Raw genomic sequence first — 20,333 nt, 5'->3', positions numbered from 1 at the left:
GTTGTCACATCGGGGTGGCGTAGACGACGACATTGTGGTCGTAGGTGCCGTCGCGGAACGCTCCCCCGCAGGTGACCAGGGCCAGCTGCGGGCTGGTGTCCCGGCGGAACAAGGCCTTCGGCAGCCGGCTCTTGGCGTAGCTGCGCCGGGCCGTCACCCGGTAGGCGATGCTGCGGTCACCGGCGCGGACCTCGATCCTGGACCCGACCGCCAGCTTCTCCAGGCGGTAGAGCGCGCCCTGGCCGTCCTCGGCCGTGTCGACGTGACCGGCGATGAGGACGGTGCCGCGCCGCTCGCCGGGCAGCACGGAGCCGATCCACCAGCCGAGCCGGTCCGGGTCGTCCGGCACGTCGAGCGCGCCGTCGCGGGTGACCCCGACCGGATCGACCGGGGCCCCGACGTCCAGCCGATCGATGGTCACCTTCGTCGGCGTCCACAGCGCGGGGGCCGGCGCCCTCGTCCTCGCCGCAGCGGTCGCGGGCGCCGATGCCGACACGACCACCGGCGGAGGCAGCGCGCCCGCGTCGGCCGGGGCCGAGGGCGGGCGCAGCACCAGGACGAGGCCGACGGCCAGCGCGCCCAGGCCGGCCACCAGGGTGGTCCAGCCCGCGGCGCGCCGGCCGTGGCGGTTCATCGCGTGGCGGCCGGGGAGCGGCGGCGCAGCAGCACCAGGGCCGCCGCGATCAGCAGCAGGCCCAGCGCGCCGAAGCCGAACGCCGCGGGGGCGTTCGACGTGGCGGCCTGGCCGCCGGTGCCCGTGCCGATGCTGCTCGGCACGCCGAGGTCGCTCGCGGCGTCCTCGAGCAGGCCGTGGTGCGCGGCGACCACGGGCGCCGAATCCTGTGCCACCTTCTTGGCCTGGGCGTCACTGCCCTGGGCGACCTCCTGCTCGCCGAGACGCATCGCCTTCATGTGCGCGTCCATCTGGGTGGGAATCCACAGCGCGTCGAAGTCGCTGCCGGAGGCCGCCTGGTAGCGGCGGGCCAGCGCCCGCTGCTCCGCGTTCGGCGCGTCCGGCAGGTCGACCCCGAGCGCCTCGGCGGTGTCCGTCAGCGTCGCGTCGAGCTTGGTGTGGTCGGCGACCCAGCGGGCCCCGAGGTCCTTCACCTGCTCGCTGGCGGCCTTCTGCTGGGCCAGTTCGCCGGTGGCGATCTCGGCCAGGTTGGACTGGTGGGCGGCCCGCAGGAACGCGGTGTCCTGGTCGGACGGCGCCGCTGCCGCGGCGGTCGCCGGCAGGAGCAGGAGGGCGGCCACCCCGGCCACCGCCGCAGCACGTCGGATGAACATGATCATCGATCCCTTCGTTGTCGTGACGAGGCGACTACCCGGCCGCCCGGCCCCTATGCGAAGAATCGACGCGGAAATCGACGCAACTTGTCTCAGCCTGGCACGGTGATGCCGTCGGCGAAGCGGATCAGCTGGTCACGAGTGAGAGGAACGTCCGCCTGCTCGACCGCGATCGACAGCAGCCGCTTCTTGTCGAGCCGCACGTTGAGCGTTCCCGGCCCCTGCTCCGAGGCTTCGAGAGTGGCCGGCCGGCCGCCGATGGTGAGCCGCTCGTCCTCCGGCGACGGCTCGTCCTCCGCCGAGACGGTGCCCAGGCCCAGGCAGATCCCCCGGCCGCTCTCGCCGTCGGTGAGGGTCGCCGGTGGCGCCAGGCACAGATAGTCCGTGGTGAGCGTCTGCAGGGCCAGCCCGGGCGGTGCCGTGGCGATGGCGAAGGGCAGCGGTGTGGGCGGCATCGCCACCGGTCGCAGGCCACCGGCGAAGCGCAGCACCTCGGCCTCGGTGTTGCGGCTGCCGCTGCCGAGCTGGGCCCAGCGCCCGTCGGCGAGCTGCCAGCGCACGCCCACGTACCGGTCGCCAGGACGATTGCCCTGGTAGACGTCGGCGTCCAGGGTCCGGATCAGTGCCGGGCGGCCGTTCACGGTGGTCGCCCGATCCTCGCCCTCGACCCACCAGTCCCCCGGCTGCGGCCCCACCGACAGCTCCATGGCCCGGTCGGCGGAGTCTCCGTAGATGAGCAGGACGTTCGGTCCGACCCGGCCGACCCGGGCGGTGCCCGCACCGGGCGGCGTCCAGCCGGGCGTCAAGGGAAAGACGGGCAGGTCGAACCGGGGTCGCTGCCAACCGGCCACCGCCGAATCCGCCGGCGCCGGACCCGCCGGGGCGGGCGCGGGCGACCGGCGACCGGCGATCGCCACCGGTACGGCCACCACGGCCACCAGCACCGCCGCCGCCCCCAGCACCGCCGCCCGCCGCCGGCCGGCCCGCCGGACTCCTCCGCGCACCGCGTCGAGCAGGTCCGGCGCCGGCGCCGGTTCGTCGGCGCGCTCACGCAGCGTCGCCCGCAGGTCGTCTTCGAGCATCATCGCGAACCTCCGGAAAGGGTGGTGGACGGGGACGGGCTCAGGTCGGTCCGCAGCCGGGCGAGACCACGGGCGGCGTGCACCCGTACGGTCGACGCGGCGCAGCGCAGCACCTCGGCGATCTGCCGGTCGTCGAGGTCCTCGTAGTAGCGCAGCACCAGCACGGCGCGCTGGGCCCGGGTCAGCCGGTCCAGCCGGGCCCACAGGTCGTCGCGCGCGGCGTGCTGATCGGCGAAGTCGGGCACCGAGCGCCCCGGCGCCGGGGTGGTCTCCGGACCGGTCTCGCGCCGGCCCGGCCGTTCCCCGCTGGAACGCCGCCGCAGCCACGACACGTGCGAGCGCACCAACGCCGTACGCAGGTAGCCGTCCGGATCGTCCGCCTCGATCCGCGACCACCGGCGGTACGCCTTGATCAGCACCTCCTGCACGAGGTCCTCGCCCAGGTGCCGGTCCCCGCAGAGCAGATAGGCGAACCGGCGTAACGCGTCTCCCCGCGCTCTGACGTACTCCTCGAACCCATGGCGCACTGCCTCGCTCCCCCGCTGCGGTCGTGATGTCTGCCTCCAGGACGCCGTGGCGCTCCGGTTCTGCTTACCGGAACCCGTAAAATCCCGGGAATCGCCGCTTCGACTGGCGCCGGAGCACCGGGAAAGTTAGCGTCACGGGCATGGCTGTCAAGGTGCTCGCGATCGTTCTGGCAGGTGGCGAAGGCAAGCGCCTGATGCCCCTCACCGCGGACCGGGCCAAGCCCGGTGTGCCCTTCGGCGGCATATACCGCATGATCGATTTCGTCCTGTCCAACCTCGCCAACGGCGGGTTCCTCAAGATCGTGGTGCTGACCCAGTACAAGTCGCACTCGCTCGACCGGCACATCACCAAGACCTGGCGGATGTCGACGCTGCTGGGCAACTACGTGACCCCGGTGCCGGCGCAGCAGCGGCTGGGCCCGCGCTGGTTCGCCGGCTCGGCCGACGCGATCTACCAGAGCCTCAACCTGATCAACGACGAGAATCCCGACTACGTCATCGTCTTCGGCGCGGACCACATCTACCGCATGGACCCCAAGCAGATGGTCGACGACCACATCGCCTCGGGCGCGGCCGTCACCGTCGCCGGGATCCGCCAGCCCAAGTCGATGTCCGACCAGTTCGGCGTCATCGACGTGGGCGAGGACGGCAAGAAGATCCGCGCCTTCCGGGAGAAGCCGGTCGACGTCGAGGGCCTGCCGGACGCCCCGGACGAGATCTTCGCGTCGATGGGCAACTACGTCTTCACCACCCGGGCGCTGTGCGAGGCGGTCACCGCCGACGCCCAGGACCCGGACAGCAAACACGACATGGGCGGCAACATCATCCCCATGCTGGTGGAGAAGGGCGAGGCCAACGTCTACGACTTCCGCGACAACGACGTGCCGGGCAGCACCGAACGCGACCGCGGCTACTGGCGCGACGTGGGCACGCTCGACTCCTTCTACGACGCGCACATGGACCTGATCGCGACACTGCCGGTCTTCAACCTCTACAACATGGACTGGCCGATCTTCACCAACTACGGCTCGTGGCCGCCGGCGAAGTTCGTGCACGGCTACGACGACCGGCAGGGCCGCGCCGTCGACTCGATGATCTCCCCCGGGGTGGTCGTCTCCGGCTCCCTGGTCGAGCGCTCGGTGGTCTCCCCCAACGTCCGGGTCAACTCCTGGGCCCACGTGGAGGGCTCGGTGCTGATGGAGGGCGTGCAGGTGGGCCGGCGCGCGGTGGTCCGCAACGCGATCATCGACAAGAACGTGCTGATCCCGGAGGACGCCCAGATCGGCGTCGACCTGGACCGCGACCGCAAGCGCTACACGGTCTCCGACAGCGGCATCGTCGTCATCGGCAAGGGCCAGCGGATCGAGCCGTAGCCCGGCCCGCGACCGCCTTGGGGGCCGGAGAGGTCAGAGGCGGTCGCGCAGCGTCTGGCTCGGGGAGACGCCGTAACGCTCGCGGTAGGCGCCCGCGAAGCGGCCCAGGTGGGTGAAGCCCCAGCGGGTCGCCACCTCGCTCACGCTGACCTGGCCCGGGCCGGCCCGGGTGAGCTCCGCGTGCACGCCCTCCAGCCGCAGCCGGCGCAGGTAGGTCAGCGGGGGCACGCCGACGTGCTGGCGGAAGGACTCCTGCAGCACCCGGATGCCGACGCCCGCGATGCCGGCGAGCTCGGCCGCCGTGAAGGAGCGCCCAGGCTCGGCGTGCATCGCGTCCAGCGTCCGTTTCACCGTCCGGGGTCGCCGGGCCGTCGGCTGCCCCGCCAGGCCTTCCGAAAACGGGTGCTCGACCGCCTGGGCCAGCCCGCTGATCGCCAGCTCGCGCCAGCGGCGCAGCAGCGGCGGCAGCAGAATCAGACCGTCCGGCTGGCGGGTCTCGGCCAGCAGCAGCCGGACCAGCGCCAGCCAGCTGCGGCCCGGACCGCCCGCGAGCCCGAAGGTCGCCCCCAGCGGCAGCGGTGAGCCGACCCTGCGGTCCAGGGTCGCGTCGAGCTCGCGTTCCAGGGCGAGGCGGTCCACCTTGAAGCTGATCAGCCGGCAGTCGGCCGACCAGCGCAGCGAGATGTCCCCGACCGGGCGGAACACCGCGGCCTGGCTGGGGTCGGCCGTGGTGGCCGCCCCCCGGTGCAGCACCTGCACCGCACCGGTCAGCGGCGCCAACACGTGGTACGCCGTCTCCAGGTTGCCGGTGTCGAGGCACATCTCGACGCCGTAGCTGATCTCGCCGATGGTGATCGGCCCGATCTGCGCCACCTCGCCGGAGAAGGACACCTCGTCCGCGCTGCCAGCCGGTTTGATCTCCAGCGGACCGTAGTACATCCGCCGGCAGAACGAGCTCGCCTGTTCCACATCGGCCGTCCGGAGGCTGACGGAAACCGCCACGTCCCCGTCCGGAGTTCCCGTACCGGGCTCCGGACCGGCCGCCCCTGCCGTGTCCATCCGCTCACCCTAGACCGACAGAGGCGTCACCGCGCGTCACACTTTGGCGGGTACCGGCCACTCGTACTCGGTGACCGAGCCACTGCGCACGTCGACCTCGGCCAATGGGGTGACCGCGTCGCGCCAGACGACGTAGCGGCCCTCGGCCAGGTTGTCGATGACAACGCTGAACAGCACGCCGTCGCGCACGTACCGGGCGCGGACCGCGGCGTGGGTGCGCGTCGCCGCGTCCCCCACCGGGCTCACCTCGATCTCGTGGCCGTGCAGGCTGCCCGGGGTGTAGATGACCAGCGCACCGATGCCGGCCCCGATGTTGAGGACCACGGTGCCCTGCCCGGACGGGTCGAGAGTGTGGTGATGGTGCACGCCCGCGCTCACTTGTCCGCCGGTTCGGGGTTGTTGAAGCCGTCGAACGGCACCCCGAGGTACGGGAACTTCTTGAGCAGCTTCGAGCTGGCGTCCTTGGCCGACAGTCCCTGCTCGACCAGCGCGGCCGCGGCGTCCGGCTTGAACTTCTCGTCCACCAGCGGCACGGTCACGCCGGCGATGGCCCGCAGCGAGATCGACACGACGTCGTCGGCGACGCGGCGCCCGTTCGGGAAGCCGGCCAGGTCACCACCGAGGATGCCGAAGGCGTTCGGGTCCTCCTTGGTCGGCGGGACGGCCGTGTTCAGCCGCAGCATGTCGGCCTGCACGTCGCCGGTGTTGTTCTGGAAGTCGTCGATCAGCCCGTCCGGGATGCCGGTGAGCAGGATCGCCACCAGGTCGGCACGGGCGGTCTTGGCCTTGTTGAGCTCGGCCAGGTTGTCGAAGAGGCCCGGGTAGAGCACCGGCAGCAGCGCACCCAGCTCCGGCTGCTCGACGAACTCGGCGAAGCGCTTGTCCTCGCTCGGCGGCAGGCTGTTCCACAGGTCCTTCTGCGCCATCGGCACGATGACCTCGTTGAACAGCGGGTTGCCGAGCCGCGAGACCTGGACCTGCGGGCCCACGTACACGTCGTCGTTGTCTGGTCTGCCGTGCCGGACCTGCACCTGGCGGCGGCTCGCCGACGTCCAGACGCCGATGACGGCACCCGGGTCGCGGCCGCGGACCTTCTTCTTGCCGTCCTTGCGCACGTAGTGCAGCGGCAGCTGGATGGCGATGCTGTGCACGTTCATCTTGTCGGTGGCGTTGACCGCCTTGCCGGCGTAGTTGAACAGCTTCTGCCCGACCAGGTGCTTGTCCTGGAACGGCCGCAGCGTGCCGAGGTCGAAGATCGCGCCCAGGTCGACGAAGAACGGGTCGGCGCGCTGGCCGGCGAAGACCTTCTCACCGGTTTTCAGCTTGTGCACCGCGTCCTCGGCGAGCTTGTCGTAGTCCGGGATGGACAGCGGGCCGACGTTGCACGGCGGGCAGGGCAGCTTCTCGGCCAGCACCGTGTGCTTGCCGCTGGCGTCCACCTTGGTGACCGAGTAGAACTGCCGGCGGTTCCAGTTCTCGCTGTCGAGCGACTCGATCGGCCCGGTGTTGTAGAGGAACGTCCGGTCGTTGCGCAGTTCGGTCCGGAACCGGAACTGGTACGTCAGATCCGGGCGGCCGTCACCGTTGGAGTCGACGTGGATCTCGTACAGCACGTCGTCGCCGAACTCGAAGAAGTTCGGGCCGCTGGCCGGCAGCTGCAACGGCACGTAGTTGGCGATCAGCGTGACGGTGTCCGGGTGGTCCGGGCTCACGAACGCGTACAGGTCGGCGCTGTCGGCGACCGGGTCCTTGCTGATCTCCGGCGCTTCACGGTGCGATGACATGAAGAACTTCCTTACTCAGGAATCGGGGGGCTGGGTGAGGAAGCGATTCAGGCGCGCTTGACGGCCTTGAGGAGCTTCTCGGCGAGGTCGGGATCGGTCAGCGTCACTCTGGACCCGCCGGAGAACACGTCGAACGTGCCCTTCTTCGCGTCGCGCAGGGAAATCACCAGCGGCTCGCTGTCGCTCGAACCGGCCTTCTCGCCGGCGAGGCTGAGCCCGGCCACGCTGGCGCCGGCGGCGCCGACTCCCACCGTGGCGGCGATGGCAAGAACCCGACGGCGCGACAGGCGGTTAACCGCCCGCGTGCCGTAGTGGACACGACTCATGCTCGGCCTTTCGTCAAACGCTGCGGCGGTCTCCCGCCGGTGCGCGAATCGGGGTTATTGCCCGGGACTTACGTCGTCGACGTCCATCAGTACGAAGCCACCACCGCAGTGGTTCAAAGCAATTTCCCAGCAAAGGTTTCCTTCAGGTTGCCCTTGCCACCAAATCGATGAATGCGCAGCTCAACGAGGGAAATGCCGTTTACTGGGAGCGTTTCCGGGGCGATCGGAATCGGCCACTCACCGTTTCTCTGCGACTGCGTGGGGTGATCTTGGGAGGGTGACCCGTCAGGAACTGGGTCGTTGAGGTTGTGGCCGGCACGACACGGACGAGCGGGGTGGATGATGGCGAGACGATGGCTGGTCGCGGCGGTGCTGCTGCTCACGCTGGGCGGGTGCGGTGACGAACCGGAGGCCGAGCCGGCGACCGTACCCGTGCCGGCGACGACCAGCGAGGCGCCCGTACCGGCGTCGCCGAGCGTGATCGCCAGCCGGGTCGCCGTCGCGGTCTCCCCGGCCCGGACGGCGCCGCAAACGACGCCGAAGGCTGCCGGGCGGGACCGGGCCGGCCCGGCGGAGTTCGTCGCCGTGGTGCAGCGCACCATGCCCGGTCTGGCCCTGGACCGCCGGGAAGAGGAGATCGCCGCGCTCGCCCAGCAGGCGTGCGCGGCGCTGGCGGCCGGCCGGTCCGCCGCCACCGTGGTCAGCGAGGTCCGGACCGTCGGCACCGACCGGGCCGGCGCCCGGCAGTTGATCAAGCTGGCGGTCGGCACGGTGTGTCCCGAGCAGGATCGCCGGGCCGGAGAGTTCTGAACCGGGGTCAGGGCTTGCGGGCCACTCCGCAGTACTGGTTGACGTCGATGTCGGGGTCACCGGGCCCGGGCCGCCAGCGCGAGCACGACACGACGCCGGGCTCGAGCAGCTCCAGGCCGTCGAAGAAGCGGGTGATCTCCGCCGAGCCGCGGTAGACGATCTTGGGCGTGCCGTGCTCGTTCCAGAACGACACGATGCTGTCCGCGGCTTCGCGGTTGATGTCGTTGCAGCCGTGCGCGATCGCCAGATAGCTGCCCGAGGGCAGGGCGTCCACCAGGCGCGCCACCACGTCGCGGGCCGCGTCGTCGTCGAGGATGAAGTGCAGGATGCCCAGCAGGGTGACAGCCACCGGCCGGGAGAAGTCGAGGGTCCGCCCGGCCGCCGCGATGATGGCCTCCGGGTCGTTGAGGTCCGCCTCGATGTATTCGGTGGCGCCCTCGGGGGCGCTGGTCAGCAGTGCGCGGGCGTGCACGAGCACCAGCGGGTCGTTGTCGACGTAGACGATCCGGGCGTCCGGCGCGATCGACTGGGCCACCTGGTGGGTGTTGTCCGCGGTGGGCAGGCCGGTGCCGATGTCCAGGATCTGCCGGACCCCCTGCTCGCCGACGAGGTGGCGCACCATCCGGCCCAGGAAGGCCCGGTCGGCGATCGCCAGGTCGATGATCGAGGGCAGCTGCCGGGCGATCTCGTCCCCCGCGGCCCGGTCGGACGCGAAGTTGTCCTTCCCGCCGAGCCAGTAGTTCCACAGCCGGGCCGAATGCGGCACGTTCGTGTTGATCCGGGCGTCCCCGGCCGGTTCCGGCATGACGGTGGCTCCTTGTCCGGTGTTGGGGTGGGCGCACATCTTTGCACCGATCCTGCAATAACTACAGCCCGTCGCGGGTCGGCCGAAAGTCGCAGCGGATGCACAGCAGGTCGCGCCCCTGGTCCGATGCCACGCACAGGTTGCCTGCGGATGCTGGGAAGTGCCCGTCACCCACCCAGGAGGTCATCATGTCGGCACGCGGAATGCTCGGTCTGGTCGGCACCGCCGTCGGTGGACTGATCGGCTGGGGCGAGGAGGTCCCGGCCGCGGACCCGGCGGCCCTGCGCGCCCTGTTCGCCGACCTCGGCCTGACCGTCGGGCGCACCGAGGAGGACCTGGCCACCGCCGTCCGCGGCTTCCAGGCCCGCGTCGGCCTGGACCCGGACGGGGTCGCCGGTCCCCGTACGGTGCACCTGCTCGCCCGCTACGCCAAGGAAGCCCGGGAGCTGCACCGCTTCGAACGCGCCGCAGCCGCCTGACTCACTCCGGCTTGCCGAGCGCCCGCAACGCGTCGAGCCCGGGCAGCAGGAAGTACTCCCCGCCCCGGCAGGTCACCAGCGGCCGCGGCACCTCGACGTACGCCGGCGGCGAGCCCTGCAGCAGGATCCGGGCGCCCGGCCCGCCGGCCGTGGTGAAGATGTCCTCCTCGCGGCCGCGGCCGAAGGCGTTGCCGTCGGCCATCCACTCGGTCTGCACGAACTCGAACTGCCGGCCCGGATCGGCGACCACGGCCAGGAAGAGCAGCCCGCGTTCGGCGCCGTCGTCCGGCGCGCCGGGCGGCAGGTACGGGCCGTACGGGATGCCCCGGCGCAGCATCAGGTGCCGCCGGGTGAGCTTGCTGCCCCCGGCCAGGGCCCCGCGCGGATTGGCCCGCCGTACGTGGGCCGCGGCCGGGCACGGTGCCAGCAGCTCACCGTCGCGGCGGCGCCCGACGAGCCCGGCGGCGACGTCGTCGGATCCCCCTTCGAACCCGGCGGCGGCGGCCCCGGTCATCTCCCGGAACGCCGGCACGTCCTGCTCCAGCTTGCGGTAGACCAGGTAGCTGCCGTTGCGGCTCAGGCCCGGCGGCAGGAACCGCCCGGCGACGTCACCGTCCACATCGGGCATGCCCAGCACGAACTCGCCGGGCGGCAGCACCTCGCCGGGGGCGTCGCGGCGGCCGTGGCCGGCCACCCGGGGCTGGGAGATGCCGTCGGCGAAGCCGAAGTGCTCGACGAACGTGCGGCTGTCGCCCTCGGCCCGGGGCAGGCGCCCGCCGCGCTGCTCACCGACGACCCGCAGCCCTTCGCTGTCGGCGATGCCGGCCCGCAGCCGGTCGAGCCACGGGTCGAGCTCGGCGGCGTCGGTCGCGGTCAGCAGCAGCACGACGTCGACCGCGCCCGGCTCGGTGAAGGGCTCCTGCCAGGGCTCGGTGCCCCGCCCGGGCGACAGCACGTCCTCGCGGGCGTGCATGCCCTCGCGGAATTCCTCGGGGAATTGCTCCAGCTCGGCGGCGGGCACCCCAAGGCGGGCCAGTCCGGCGTGGCTGACGCCCAGGTGCAGGGCGCGGGCGGGCCGGTCACCCACCTCGGCGGCCGAGGTGACCTCCGGAGCGACGGTACGCAGCCAGCGCCGGGCCTGCGGCCCGGAGGTGATCCGGAGGAACAGGTGAGCGGCCACACTGTGGTCGGCGAAGCCGCGCAGCACGATGCCCTGGATGTCGGGCAGCTCCAGCTCGGCCACCGGACCCGGCTCCGGGACGCGGTCCTCCTCCAGGTCCACGGCGATCCGGAAGCGGCTGCGCAGCATGCCGTCGGCGTTGCCCGGCGCGGTCGCGGCGAACGCGGCCACCTTGCGGCGCAGGCGCAGCGCGTCGGTGAGCTGCGCGACCGAACCCTCCGGGCTTCCGGAGAACGTGTATTCGGCCCGCACGCTGCGCTCGGTGAAGAACGCGACGAAGGGCGCCTCCCGGTCGTACCCGGGATAGCCGGTGCAGTCGCCCCAGATGGCGTCGGCGTCCGGGCCGAGCAGCCGCAGGCGCCGGAAGAAGTCGGCCGGGTCGCCGTCGACGGTCGCGGTCATCAACAGGTACGGGTGCGGCAGGTCGTCCGGGCGCGGCGGGCGGCCGCCGTGCGCGAGCAGGTCGAGCAGCCGCGCCTTGCGGCTCATCCCGGCCGGCCGTTGCTGGGGTACCGCGTGCTCGAGCACGACCAGGCGGGCGAAGTGGACGCCGGCCACCGTGGCGAACGGGCTGCGCCCGAAGGACCGGATCCGCTCGCGCAGCCCGGCGGCACGACCGTCGGCGATGCGCGCGAACACGGTCACCGACCGGGTGCCGGTCTTCGTACGGCTCATGACTGCGCCTCCCAGCTGTAGAGGTCACCCTGGACCTCGTCGACGAACCGCTGCCAGGCCGCGCCGAACTCGGCCGGGTCGGCGGTGCCCAGATGCCGGTCGTACGCCTCCCGCACGCGCAGCGCGGATGCGATCTCGGTCACTCCGGCGTCCGGGTAGGCGGCGTAGTAGTGGTCGACGTCGAGATCGTTCGCCCGGATGTAACGCCGGAACGGCTCCGGCGGCAGCGCCCCGGGGAAGCCGAAGGACCAGCCCCAGATGAGCGCCATCCGGGCCGGGATCTCCAGCGAGAAGGCGTCGATGTACTTGCCCCAGGCGCCGTTGAAGTCGCTGCGGAACAGCAGGTACGCGTACCGGGAGCGGCGGCTCTGGCCGGGGAAGCGGGGCAGCACCGACCAGTGCGCGAAGTGGATGAACGACATCCGCTTGAGGTCCTCGGGCGCGCCGAGCAGGTGCCGCAGGAACAGGAAGCCCCGCAGCAGCGGCACCCAGTGCCGGGGCATCGGGGTGAGCACGGTCAGCGGGGTGCCGCGACCGGCCAACGAGGACAGATAGGAGCCGTCCCGCGACTCCTCGCCCGGTGGATCCGTTGTCTCGATCATGGTGATGATCCTTCACGAAAGATCAACCGCGTCGGCTCCCGCTGACACGGTACGGGTACCCTCGCCCGGTTGCGACGGGAATACACTCGGCCGATGATGCTCGGACGGACCGCCGAACGTGCATTGATCGACGGTCTTCTGACAGGCGCGCGGGCGGGCCGCAGTGACGCCCTGGTGCTCACCGGCGAGCCCGGCATCGGCAAGACGACCCTGATCCAGTACGCGGTCGGGCAGGCCGAGGGCATGCAGGTGCTGTCCGCGCGCGGCTACGAGGACGAGTCGGAGATACCGTTCGCCGGCCTGGCCGACCTGCTGCGCCCCGTGCTCGGGGTGCTCGACGAGTTGCCCGCCCCGCAGGCCGCCGCCCTGCGCAGCGCCCTGGCCCTGGGCCCGCCGGTGGCCGGGGACCGCTTCACCGTGTGCGCCGCCACCGTCGGCATCCTCGCCGCGGCAGCGGAGAGCTCGCCCCTGCTGATCGTGGTGGACGACCTGCAGTGGCTGGACGCCTCCTCGCGCGAGGCCGTGCTGTTCGCCGGCCGCCGGCTGCACGCCGACGGCATCGCGCTGCTGCTGGCGACCCGCGATCCGGCCGACGCCGCCGGGCTGCGCTACCCGCAGGTGGCGCTGTCCGGACTGTCGGTCGAGGACGTCGACGAGCTGTGCCGGGCGACGCTCGCGGTCGCGCCCGAGGGCACCGGGGAGCGGCTGCACGCCGCCACGGCCGGCAATCCGCTCGGTGTCATCGAGCTGTGCCGGGAACGGCCGGAGATCGTCGAGGACGGGGTCACCGCGCCGTTCGTGGCGCCGGGCTCGCGCATCGAACGCGCGCTGCGCGGCCGGCTGGAGGAGCTCGACGACGACACCCGCCGGGCCCTGGTGCTGGCCGCGGCGGCCGTCGGCGGCGACATCGCCACGCTGCTGGCCGCCGCCCGGGCCACCGGGCTGCACCTGCGCCACTTCGCGCCGGCGGAGAAGCACGACCTGATCACCGTCGACGAGCAGCGCATCGAGTTCCGGCATCCGCTGCTGCGCTCGGTGGTCTACCACGGGGCCTCCACCGACGACCGGGTCGCCGCGCACAACGCGCTGGCCACTGCCCTGGCCGGAGCCCCCGGTGACGCCGCGGCCGACGCCCGGGCGTGGCACCTGGCCGCGGCCACTCTGGCCCCGGACGAGCAGATCGCCGCGGAGCTGGAGCAGGCCGCGCTGCGGGCCAGCCGGCGCGCCGGGTACGTGGCCGCGGCGCGGGCGTTCGGGCAGGCCGCCCGGCTCAGCCGCGGTCCGGAGCGGGCGCGGCGGCTGCTGCGGGCGGCGCGCTGCTGGCAGCTCGCCGGGCGCAACGACCAGGTGCTGACGCTGCTCGACGACGCGCTGCCGCTGACCGCCGACCCCGGCCGGCGCGCCCTGATCCAGCACATGGACGCGTACGTGCGGATGTGGCGCGAGCGTCCCGACGGCGTGCTGCCGTTCCTGGTCCGCGGGGCCGAAGCCGTGCAGGAGATCGACCCGGCCCGGGCGGCGCTGATGTATTCCGACGCCTGCATCCCGTACTTCATGGTCGGCGACATCGAGCAGTTGCAGGCCGCGGTCCGCCGCGGCTACGAGCTGGCCGAGCGGGTCGGCGGGGTGGCCCAGCTGGTCGCCGCGGTGGCGCTGGCCGGCGGGCTCACCCTGGCCGGGGAGCGCGAGCAGGCGAGCGCGCTGCTGCGCGACTGCCACGCCGACCTGCTGGCGGCCGATCCCCTGGTCCGCGCCCAGGATCTGTGCCATGCCTCGCTGACCTGGATCTGGCTGGAGGGCTACGAGCAGGCCGGCGAGCTGCTCGGCCGGGTGGTCGCCGCGGCCCGGTCGGCGGGCGCCCTGGGCGTGCTGCCGCAGGCACTGGGCATCGAGTCGGAGCTGCACTTCCGGGTCGGGCGCTGGCACGACGCGCGGGTCAGCGCGGCCGAGAGCCTGCGCCTGGCCAGCGAGACCCGCCAGGCCAACCTGTACGGGCTGTTCTTCGCCGGCCGCCTCGACGCGGTCCAGGGCCGCGACGACGAGTGCCGGCGTCAGGTCAGCCGCACGATGGAGGTGGCCGAGCGTCTCGGCGTCGGCTGCATGGCTCTCTACACCGGTCACGAGCTGGGTCTGCTGGCGCTGAGCCACGGCGACGCGGGTGAGGCGATCACCCGGCTCGAGGCCGTCCGGGAGCTGCCCGTGGTGGCGCACATCCACGAGCCGGCCGTGGTGCCGTGGGTGTTCGACCTCGTGGAGGCGTACATCCGCGACGGCCGGGGGGACGCCGCGGGCGAGCTGCTCGCCGAGCAGGAGTCGCACCCGGGCGGGCAGTGGGCCGAGGCCGCCACGGCCCGGTGCCGGGCGCTGCTGGCCGCCCCGGAAGAGATGGACGAGGCCTTCCGGGTCGCGTTGCAGGCCCCCGGGTGTGCGGTGATGCCGTTCGAGCGGGCCCGCACCCAGCTCTGTTACGGCGAGCGGCTGCGCCGGGTCCGGCGGCGGGCCGACGCGCGCCGGCACCTGCACGACGCTCTGGAGACGTTCACCCGGCTGGGCGCGCAGCCCTGGGCGGAACGGGTCCGCACCGAGCTGCGCGCCACCGGCTCCACGGTCGGCCGGTCCCCCGATGCGCTGCCCCGGCTCACCCCGCAGGAGCTGCAGGTGGCGCTGGTGGTGGCCAGGGGGGCCACCAACCATGAGGCGGCGGCCACCCTGTTCCTGTCGCAGAAGACGATCGAGTACCACCTGAGCAACATCTACCGGAAGACCCACATCCGCTCCCGGGCCGACCTCGCCGGCATCGCGAGTGCCGCCCAGGCCTAGTGCCATGCGTGCGCCCCGAGCCCGGCCCGCTCCAGCGAGGTGCGCAGCTTGCGCAGCGAGCGCATCCGGGTCGGCCCGATGCTGCCGATCGGGATGCCCTGGCACCGGGCGAGATCGGCGTACGCCGGGGCGTCGTTGCTGCTCAACGCCACGACCAGGGCGCGCGACGAGTCCGGCAGCGAGTTGACGTGCTGCCACAGCAGGTCGTTCATCCGGGCGTCGACGGCGGCCTTCTCCGGGTGCGGGGACCGCTCGTCGCGCTGCTCGGCCTGCTGCTCCAGGCCCGGGACCTCACGCTTGCCGCTGCGCATGAGCTTGAGGCACTCCCGGCGGGCGATGGTCACCAGCCAGGAGCTGACCCGCTCCGGGTCACGGACCTCGCCGAGATGCTCGAACGCGCGCAGCCAGGTGTTCTGCACGACGTCCTCGGCATCGGACTCGGGTAGCCGGAAGGAGCGGACTGTCCACCAGACCAGGCGCTCGAACTCGTGCACGAATCTGTCGGCCGCGCCGGTCGCGCCGGACTGTGCCGCGTAGATGATTTCCCGGGTGCCGTCGTACTGGTCGATCGTCATGACCGCGCCTCTCCTGGTCCGAACGGGACCTGGATGACGCTATGAATCGGCGGGCCGGTTGAGATCCGGGCGCGACCCTGGGGTTGACCGGCACCCACCCTGGGGTTGATACCGGCCGGCCAGTCGGAGATCCGACTGCATCAGGGACCGTGGCGGCGCGCACGGCGGAAGGGAGAAGGCCGTGCGCATCAAGGAGTTGGTCGGTGCGCGGCCTTACCATCGGAGGATGCTGACCTGAGGAGATCCGGCGATGCTGAGCCGCGTCAATCGAGAGACCGTCGATCTGTCGTCCTATCCCGATCTTGTGGTGGTCTATCTGGGTATGCGCGTCACCCGGCTCTACGGCCTGCGCACCCTGATGGCCCGCGGCCCGCGGATCGACCGGTCGGACGACAAGCCGGAGGGGCTGCTCGCGCACGAGCCGCTTCTCTGGTCGTTGTTCCCCATGCACCTCGGCATCCGCCAGTACTGGCGGGACCTACCCACGCTGCTGGCCTGGGCCCGCTCCGAGCCGCACCGCCTGTGGTGGCGCGACTTCCTGCGCGACAGCGGCGGCACCGGCTTCTGGCACGAAACCTACCTGCTGCGCGGCGGCATGGAGGCGGTCTACGACGACATCCCGCAGCGCCGCGGCTTCGCATCCTTCGCCCCGGTGCACCCGGCCCGTGGCGCGATGTTCGGCTCGGCCGCGCGGGTCGGCCGTCCGGAGGACGACATCGCCCCGGTCGTCACCGAGGACGACCTCTACACCCCCGGGACCTAGGTTCGGTCTCCTAGCTCAAAGCCCCCCATCAGACGCAGGGTGAACCGCTCACTGGTCATCAGGCGGAGGGCGGGACCAGCAGACGGACGACCGGGAACTTGCGGTCGGTCTTCTTCTCGTACTCGCGGGCGTCGGGCCAGTAGTCGCGCCAGACCCCGTACACGCTCTCCCAGCGGGGGTCGCCCGGCCGGATGACCTCGTAGTCGACGCTGATCGTGGCCGCGCCGAGCTCGATCGTGGCCGGGCCGGTGGCGGCCTCGAGGTTGGCGACCCACTGCGGGTCCTCCGGGGCGCCGGCGAGGCTCGCGCAGATCACGTACGCGTCGGCGTCCGGCGCGGCGACCAGCGGGGTGACGTACTCCTTGCCGGACCGCCGGCCGACGTGGTGCAGCAGCACCAGGGTCTTGCCCTCCCAGTGCATGCCGACCACACCGTCGGTGGCGCGGAACCTGTCGATGATGGTGTCGTTGAAGGAGGCCATGAGCAGAGGCTAACCGTCGATGGACGGTCGTGCCTCACGACGCGAAGTCCCAGACCGCCTCGAGGGTCTGCTGCGGGGTCTCCAGCTGCGGCAGGTGACCGGCGCCGGCCAACGGCAGGTGGACGGCGCCCGGAATGGCCGCGGCGTACGCCTTGCCGTACTCGGCGTCGACGATCCCGTCGCTCTCGCCCCACAGCACGCAGGTGGGGACGGTGACCGCGCTCAGCCGGGCCGCCAGCGTCGGGTCGGCCATCGTGGTGCCGGCGAAGAGCGCGATGGTCTGCCGGTTGGTCGCCAGCATGGCCTTCCGCGCGTCCGGCAGGGAATCCGGGTCGGAGCGGAACCGGTCCGGGTCGGCGTAGGACAGCTCGGTCAGCTCGGCCGGGGTCAGCGAGAAGAAGTCCGCGACCGGATGGCCGGGCACGGCGATGCCGACGCCGTTGAGGATCACGACACCGCTCACCCGGGGGCTGCCCAGCAGCGCGAGCTCGGCGGCGATCCAGCCGCCGATGGAGTTGCCGACGACGGTGACGCCGGTGAGGTCCAGCTGGTCGAGCAGGGCGGCATAGAGCTCGGCGAGCCCGCGGACGGTGGTGAGGTCGTCGGGGCGCGGCGTGCCGTTCCAGCCCGGGTGCGTCGGCGTGAGCGCCCGGGCCGGCCGCTCCCGGGCCAGCAGCTCGCCGAACGACAGGAACGAGAACGGCCCGGCGCCGCCGTGCAGCAGCAGGAACGGGCGGCCGGAGCCGGCCTCGGCCACGGTGACAGCGGCCGATGCCACCGCGTAAGTGTTGATCGTCATGGCCCAGACGCTAGGTCAGCATCCTTATATAAGCAACCTTAGTTAAGGATGTTGTTATGCTGCACACCATGGGAAGATCCGTCCAGGAGGTCGGCCTGCTGGTCAAACGACTCCAGCACCGCCACCACCGCGCGCTGACCGCCGCCCTCACCGACCTCGGCGTCTCCCTGGTGCAGTGGGACACGCTGCGCCACCTGCACGAGAACCCCGGCGCGTCGCTGCACGACCTGGCCCAGCTGACGTTCCAGACCGACCAGGCCTTCGGCACCCTGGCCACCCGGATGGCCGACCGCGGTCTCATCGAACGCGAGCCGGGGCCCGGCCGGGCCATCCGCCACCGCATCACCGCCAAGGGCGAACACGTCCGGGTCGAGGGCGGACGCCGGGCTGCCGAGGTGCTCGCCCGCACCCTGGGCGGCCTGACCGCCGGACAGCTCGATCAGCTCGGCGGCCTGCTGGAACTGGCCCTCACCGACGGACCCGCAGACGCCGGGTGACGACCGGGATCAGGACCTGGCCGTCACGCCCGGGGTTATCCGGAGGGTGCCGGCCGTGGTGTCGATCGTGGCCTTCGTGCCCAGCGGCACGGTCAGCTGCCCGTTGCCGTGGCCGATGCGCAGCCCGCCCAGCACCGGCACGCCCAGGTCGCCGACCCGGTCCTGGACCGCCTGCGCCGCCGTCCACTGGCCCTCGGTCACGGGGGCGTTGGTGAACTGACCGATCGCGATGCCCCTGATCCCGCGCAGCGCGCCCGCCCGGCGCAGCTGGGTCAGCATCCGGTCGTAGCTGTACGGCGCCTCGTCGACGTCCTCGAACATCAGGATCGCCCCCGTCAGGTCGGGGAAGTCGCGGGTGCCGAAGCCGGTCTGCAGGATCGTCAGGTTGCCGCCCAGCAGCGTCCCCGTCGCCGTGCCAGGCACGTGCACCGCCGCGCTCGGCTCGGCCGGGTCCCGGGTCAGCACCACCGGGTCGGTCGTCATGATCGCCTTGCGCAGCGACTCGATCTCCACCGGGCCGGTGCGCGAGTCGGTCCAGTTGACCATCGGGCCGTAGAAGCTGACCAGCCGCGCGCCGCGCCACAGGCGGCCGATCAGCGCGGTCAGGTCGCTGAAGCCCACCAGGACGCGGGGGTCGCGGCGGACCGAGGCCAGGTCCAGCCCGTCCACGATGCGCTGGGTGCCGTAGCCGCCCCGGGCGGCGAAGACACCGCGGACGCCCGGGTCGCGGAAGGCCGCGTTCAGGTCGGCCAGGCGCGCCTCGTCGGTGCCGGCCAGGTAGCCGAACTTGTCGTTGACGTGGGCGCCCAGCTCGACCTCCAGGCCGAAGCCACGCAGGATCTCGATGCCGCGGGCCAGGCGGGTGTCCGGCGCCGAGCCGGTGGCGATCACCCGGACCCGGTCGCCGGGGCGCAGCATCGGGGGCCGGACGGCGCGGCGGGGCGCGGCCTGGGCCGCTCCGGGGACGAGGGTGCCGCCGCCCGCGACGGCGGCGGCTCCCAGCAGGGTACGGCGGGTGATCGTCATCCTTCGCAGCGTGTCGCCCGGCCCGCCGATGGTCAAGGACATCGACGAAAAGCGACACGTGTTCAGCCCTGGCCGGCGTACCGGGCGGTGTCGCCCAGCTCCTCCTCGATGCGGATGAGCTGGTTGTACTTCGCCGTACGGTCCGAACGCGACAGTGAGCCGGTCTTGATCTGGCCGCAGCCGACCGCCACCGCCAGGTCCGCGATGGTGGTGTCCTCGGTCTCGCCCGAGCGGTGCGACATGACGACCCGGTAGCCGGCTTTGTGCGCCGCGTCCACCGTGGCCAGTGTCTCGGTCAGGGTCCCGATCTGGTTGAGCTTCACCAGGACGGCGTTGGCATAACCGCCCTCGATCCCGGCGCGCAGCCGTTCGGCGTCGGTGCAGAAGACGTCGTCGCCGACCAGCTGCACCCGGTCGCCGGCACGGCCGGTCAGCAGCTGCCAGCCGGTGATGTCGTCCTCGGCCATCGGGTCCTCCAGCGAGCTGATCGGGTAACGCGCCAGCAGCCCCTCCAGGTAGTCGACCTGCTCCTCGACCGTGCGATCGCGGTCCTCGCCCGCGTAGCGGTAGCGGCCGTCGGAGAAGAACTCGGACGCGGCCGGGTCGAGGCAGATGCTGATGTCGGTGCCGGGCTTGTAGCCGGTGTCCTCGATGGCCCGCAGCACGAACTCCAGGACCTCGTCCGCGGTGGCGAACCGCGGCGCGAAGCCGCCCTCGTCGCCGACGTTGGTGTTGTGGCCGGCCGCGGCCAGCGACTTCTTCAAGGTGTGGAAGACCTCGGCGCCCATCCGGACCGCCTCGAAGAAGGTCGGCGCCCCCACCGGCGCGATCATGAACTCCTGGAAATCGAGCGGGTTGTCGGCGTGCGCGCCACCGTTGACGATGTTCATCATCGGCACCGGCAGCAGGCGGGCGCCGACCCCGCCGACGTAGCGGTAGAGCGGCTGGCGGTGCGCCTGCGCGGCGGCCTTCACGGTGGCCAGGGAGACGCCGAGGATCCCGTTGGCGCCGAGGCGGGACTTGCCGGGCGTACCGTCGAGCTCGATCATGGTCCGGTCCACCCGGGCCTGGTCCTCGGCGTCCAGGCCGGTCACCGCCGCGGCGATCTCGCCGTTGACGGCGGCGACCGCCCGGCGCACCTCGCGGCCGTGGAAGCGGGCCGGGTCGCCGTCGCGCAACTCGACCGCCTCGTGGGTGCCGGTCGACGCCCCGGACGGGACCGCCGCCCGGCCCCGGGAACCGTCGGTGAGCACCACGTCGACCTCCACCGTCGGGTTGCCGCGGCTGTCGAGCACCTGCCGTCCGGTCACGCTTTCGATCTTCGTCATGGGGCCAGCCTGGCCAGCGGGGACGGGTTGCGGAAGGGCGATGATGAACACCTTG

The 20,333-nt window shown here is 72.3% G+C and carries 22 protein-coding genes; 6 read left to right on the top strand and 16 right to left on the bottom strand.

Translation table 11 applies throughout. The annotated features are described in order from the left end of the window. Positions 1-4: 4 nt before the first annotated feature. The 4 genes from ACZ6S4_RS34560 to ACZ6S4_RS34545 form a co-directional block, all read right to left on the bottom strand. Positions 5-634 (bottom strand): class F sortase, encoded by a 630-nt coding sequence (locus ACZ6S4_RS34560; protein WP_465478934.1) that lies wholly within the window; start codon positions 632-634, stop codon positions 5-7. Further along, on the bottom strand, positions 631-1,287 hold the full coding sequence (locus ACZ6S4_RS34555; RefSeq protein WP_465478933.1) for a DUF4142 domain-containing protein: 657 nt from the start codon (positions 1,285-1,287) through the stop codon (positions 631-633). The genes ACZ6S4_RS34560 and ACZ6S4_RS34555 overlap by 4 nt, the downstream gene beginning before the upstream one ends. A gap of 92 nt (positions 1,288-1,379) precedes the next feature. Beyond that, complete coding sequence (locus tag ACZ6S4_RS34550; RefSeq protein WP_465478932.1) at positions 1,380-2,372, bottom strand: hypothetical protein; 993 nt, start codon at positions 2,370-2,372, stop codon at positions 1,380-1,382. Continuing rightward, positions 2,369-2,896 (bottom strand): SigE family RNA polymerase sigma factor, encoded by a 528-nt coding sequence (locus tag ACZ6S4_RS34545; protein ID WP_465478931.1) that lies wholly within the window; start codon positions 2,894-2,896, stop codon positions 2,369-2,371. The genes ACZ6S4_RS34550 and ACZ6S4_RS34545 overlap by 4 nt, the downstream gene beginning before the upstream one ends. Positions 2,897-3,036: 140 nt before the next feature. On the opposite strand from ACZ6S4_RS34545, the gene glgC reads away from it, so the two are divergent. Continuing rightward, positions 3,037-4,269, top strand: a complete 1,233-nt coding sequence (glgC, locus tag ACZ6S4_RS34540) for a glucose-1-phosphate adenylyltransferase (protein WP_465478930.1) — start codon at positions 3,037-3,039, stop codon at positions 4,267-4,269. 33 nt (positions 4,270-4,302) lie between these two features. On the opposite strand, the gene ACZ6S4_RS34535 is transcribed toward glgC, so the two are convergent. The 4 genes from ACZ6S4_RS34535 to ACZ6S4_RS34520 are packed head-to-tail and all read right to left on the bottom strand — an operon-like array spanning position 4,303 to position 7,438. Next, the gene (locus tag ACZ6S4_RS34535) at positions 4,303-5,328 is read right to left on the bottom strand and encodes an AraC family transcriptional regulator (RefSeq protein WP_465478929.1); all 1,026 of its coding nucleotides are present in this window, start codon (positions 5,326-5,328) and stop codon (positions 4,303-4,305) included. A 36-nt stretch (positions 5,329-5,364) separates the two neighbouring features. After that, a complete protein-coding gene (locus tag ACZ6S4_RS34530) occupies positions 5,365-5,694 on the bottom strand; it encodes a phospholipase (RefSeq protein WP_360827551.1) in 330 nt (109 codons plus the stop codon). Positions 5,695-5,702: 8 nt separating this feature from the next. Continuing rightward, positions 5,703-7,112: a DUF4331 domain-containing protein gene (locus ACZ6S4_RS34525; RefSeq protein WP_465478928.1), complete on the bottom strand. Its 1,410-nt coding sequence runs from the start codon at positions 7,110-7,112 to the stop codon at positions 5,703-5,705. Between the two features lie 47 nt (positions 7,113-7,159). Then, a complete protein-coding gene (locus ACZ6S4_RS34520) occupies positions 7,160-7,438 on the bottom strand; it encodes a hypothetical protein (RefSeq protein ID WP_360552295.1) in 279 nt (92 codons plus the stop codon). 339 nt (positions 7,439-7,777) lie between these two features. Between ACZ6S4_RS34520 and ACZ6S4_RS34515 the strand changes: the two genes are divergently transcribed. Next, positions 7,778-8,248 (top strand): DUF732 domain-containing protein, encoded by a 471-nt coding sequence (locus ACZ6S4_RS34515; RefSeq protein WP_465478927.1) that lies wholly within the window; start codon positions 7,778-7,780, stop codon positions 8,246-8,248. Positions 8,249-8,255: 7 nt separating this feature from the next. Here the strand turns inward: ACZ6S4_RS34515 and ACZ6S4_RS34510 are convergent, their stop codons facing one another. After that, the gene (locus ACZ6S4_RS34510) at positions 8,256-9,092 is read right to left on the bottom strand and encodes an SAM-dependent methyltransferase (protein ID WP_465478926.1); all 837 of its coding nucleotides are present in this window, start codon (positions 9,090-9,092) and stop codon (positions 8,256-8,258) included. 149 nt (positions 9,093-9,241) lie between these two features. Between ACZ6S4_RS34510 and ACZ6S4_RS34505 the strand changes: the two genes are divergently transcribed. Next, a complete protein-coding gene (locus ACZ6S4_RS34505; RefSeq protein ID WP_465478925.1) occupies positions 9,242-9,532 on the top strand; it encodes a peptidoglycan-binding protein in 291 nt (96 codons plus the stop codon). A gap of 1 nt (position 9,533) precedes the next feature. On the opposite strand, the gene ACZ6S4_RS34500 is transcribed toward ACZ6S4_RS34505, so the two are convergent. Continuing rightward, entirely contained in the window at positions 9,534-11,387 is a 1,854-nt protein-coding gene (locus tag ACZ6S4_RS34500; RefSeq protein WP_465478924.1) for a Dyp-type peroxidase, read from the bottom strand. Further along, positions 11,384-11,989 carry a hypothetical protein gene (locus ACZ6S4_RS34495; protein WP_465478923.1) on the bottom strand — a complete coding sequence of 202 codons (606 nt, stop codon included), beginning with the start codon at positions 11,987-11,989 and terminating at the stop codon, positions 11,384-11,386. The genes ACZ6S4_RS34500 and ACZ6S4_RS34495 overlap by 4 nt, the downstream gene beginning before the upstream one ends. A gap of 93 nt (positions 11,990-12,082) precedes the next feature. Between ACZ6S4_RS34495 and ACZ6S4_RS34490 the strand changes: the two genes are divergently transcribed. After that, positions 12,083-14,809, top strand: coding sequence for an AAA family ATPase (locus ACZ6S4_RS34490; protein WP_465478922.1), 2,727 nt, complete (start codon positions 12,083-12,085; stop codon positions 14,807-14,809). On the opposite strand, the gene ACZ6S4_RS34485 is transcribed toward ACZ6S4_RS34490, so the two are convergent. Continuing rightward, positions 14,806-15,384, bottom strand: coding sequence for an RNA polymerase sigma factor (locus ACZ6S4_RS34485; protein WP_360831299.1), 579 nt, complete (start codon positions 15,382-15,384; stop codon positions 14,806-14,808). The two genes, ACZ6S4_RS34490 and ACZ6S4_RS34485, sit on opposite strands and share 4 nt — an antisense overlap. Positions 15,385-15,634: 250 nt before the next feature. Here ACZ6S4_RS34485 and ACZ6S4_RS34480 point away from each other — a divergent pair, with 250 nt between their 5' ends. Continuing rightward, positions 15,635-16,147: a monooxygenase family protein gene (locus tag ACZ6S4_RS34480; protein WP_465478921.1), complete on the top strand. Its 513-nt coding sequence runs from the start codon at positions 15,635-15,637 to the stop codon at positions 16,145-16,147. Positions 16,148-16,205: 58 nt separating this feature from the next. On the opposite strand, the gene ACZ6S4_RS34475 is transcribed toward ACZ6S4_RS34480, so the two are convergent. After that, entirely contained in the window at positions 16,206-16,628 is a 423-nt protein-coding gene (locus tag ACZ6S4_RS34475) for a nitroreductase/quinone reductase family protein (protein WP_465478920.1), read from the bottom strand. A 34-nt stretch (positions 16,629-16,662) separates the two neighbouring features. Next, positions 16,663-17,427, bottom strand: a complete 765-nt coding sequence (locus ACZ6S4_RS34470) for an alpha/beta fold hydrolase (protein ID WP_465478919.1) — start codon at positions 17,425-17,427, stop codon at positions 16,663-16,665. Between the two features lie 68 nt (positions 17,428-17,495). Here ACZ6S4_RS34470 and ACZ6S4_RS34465 point away from each other — a divergent pair, with 68 nt between their 5' ends. After that, on the top strand, positions 17,496-17,924 hold the full coding sequence (locus tag ACZ6S4_RS34465; RefSeq protein WP_465478918.1) for a MarR family winged helix-turn-helix transcriptional regulator: 429 nt from the start codon (positions 17,496-17,498) through the stop codon (positions 17,922-17,924). A gap of 9 nt (positions 17,925-17,933) precedes the next feature. On the opposite strand, the gene ACZ6S4_RS34460 is transcribed toward ACZ6S4_RS34465, so the two are convergent. Next, positions 17,934-18,842 carry a S66 peptidase family protein gene (locus tag ACZ6S4_RS34460; protein WP_465479027.1) on the bottom strand — a complete coding sequence of 303 codons (909 nt, stop codon included), beginning with the start codon at positions 18,840-18,842 and terminating at the stop codon, positions 17,934-17,936. A 170-nt stretch (positions 18,843-19,012) separates the two neighbouring features. Beyond that, a complete protein-coding gene (eno, locus tag ACZ6S4_RS34455; protein ID WP_465478917.1) occupies positions 19,013-20,278 on the bottom strand; it encodes a phosphopyruvate hydratase in 1,266 nt (421 codons plus the stop codon). Between the last annotated feature and the right edge of the window lie 55 nt (positions 20,279-20,333).

It is taken from the genome of Actinoplanes sp. NPDC051405 (assembly GCF_055586185.1).
The sequence above is the reverse complement of the archived record's forward strand: the minus strand, read 5'-3'. Positions and strand labels throughout refer to the sequence as shown.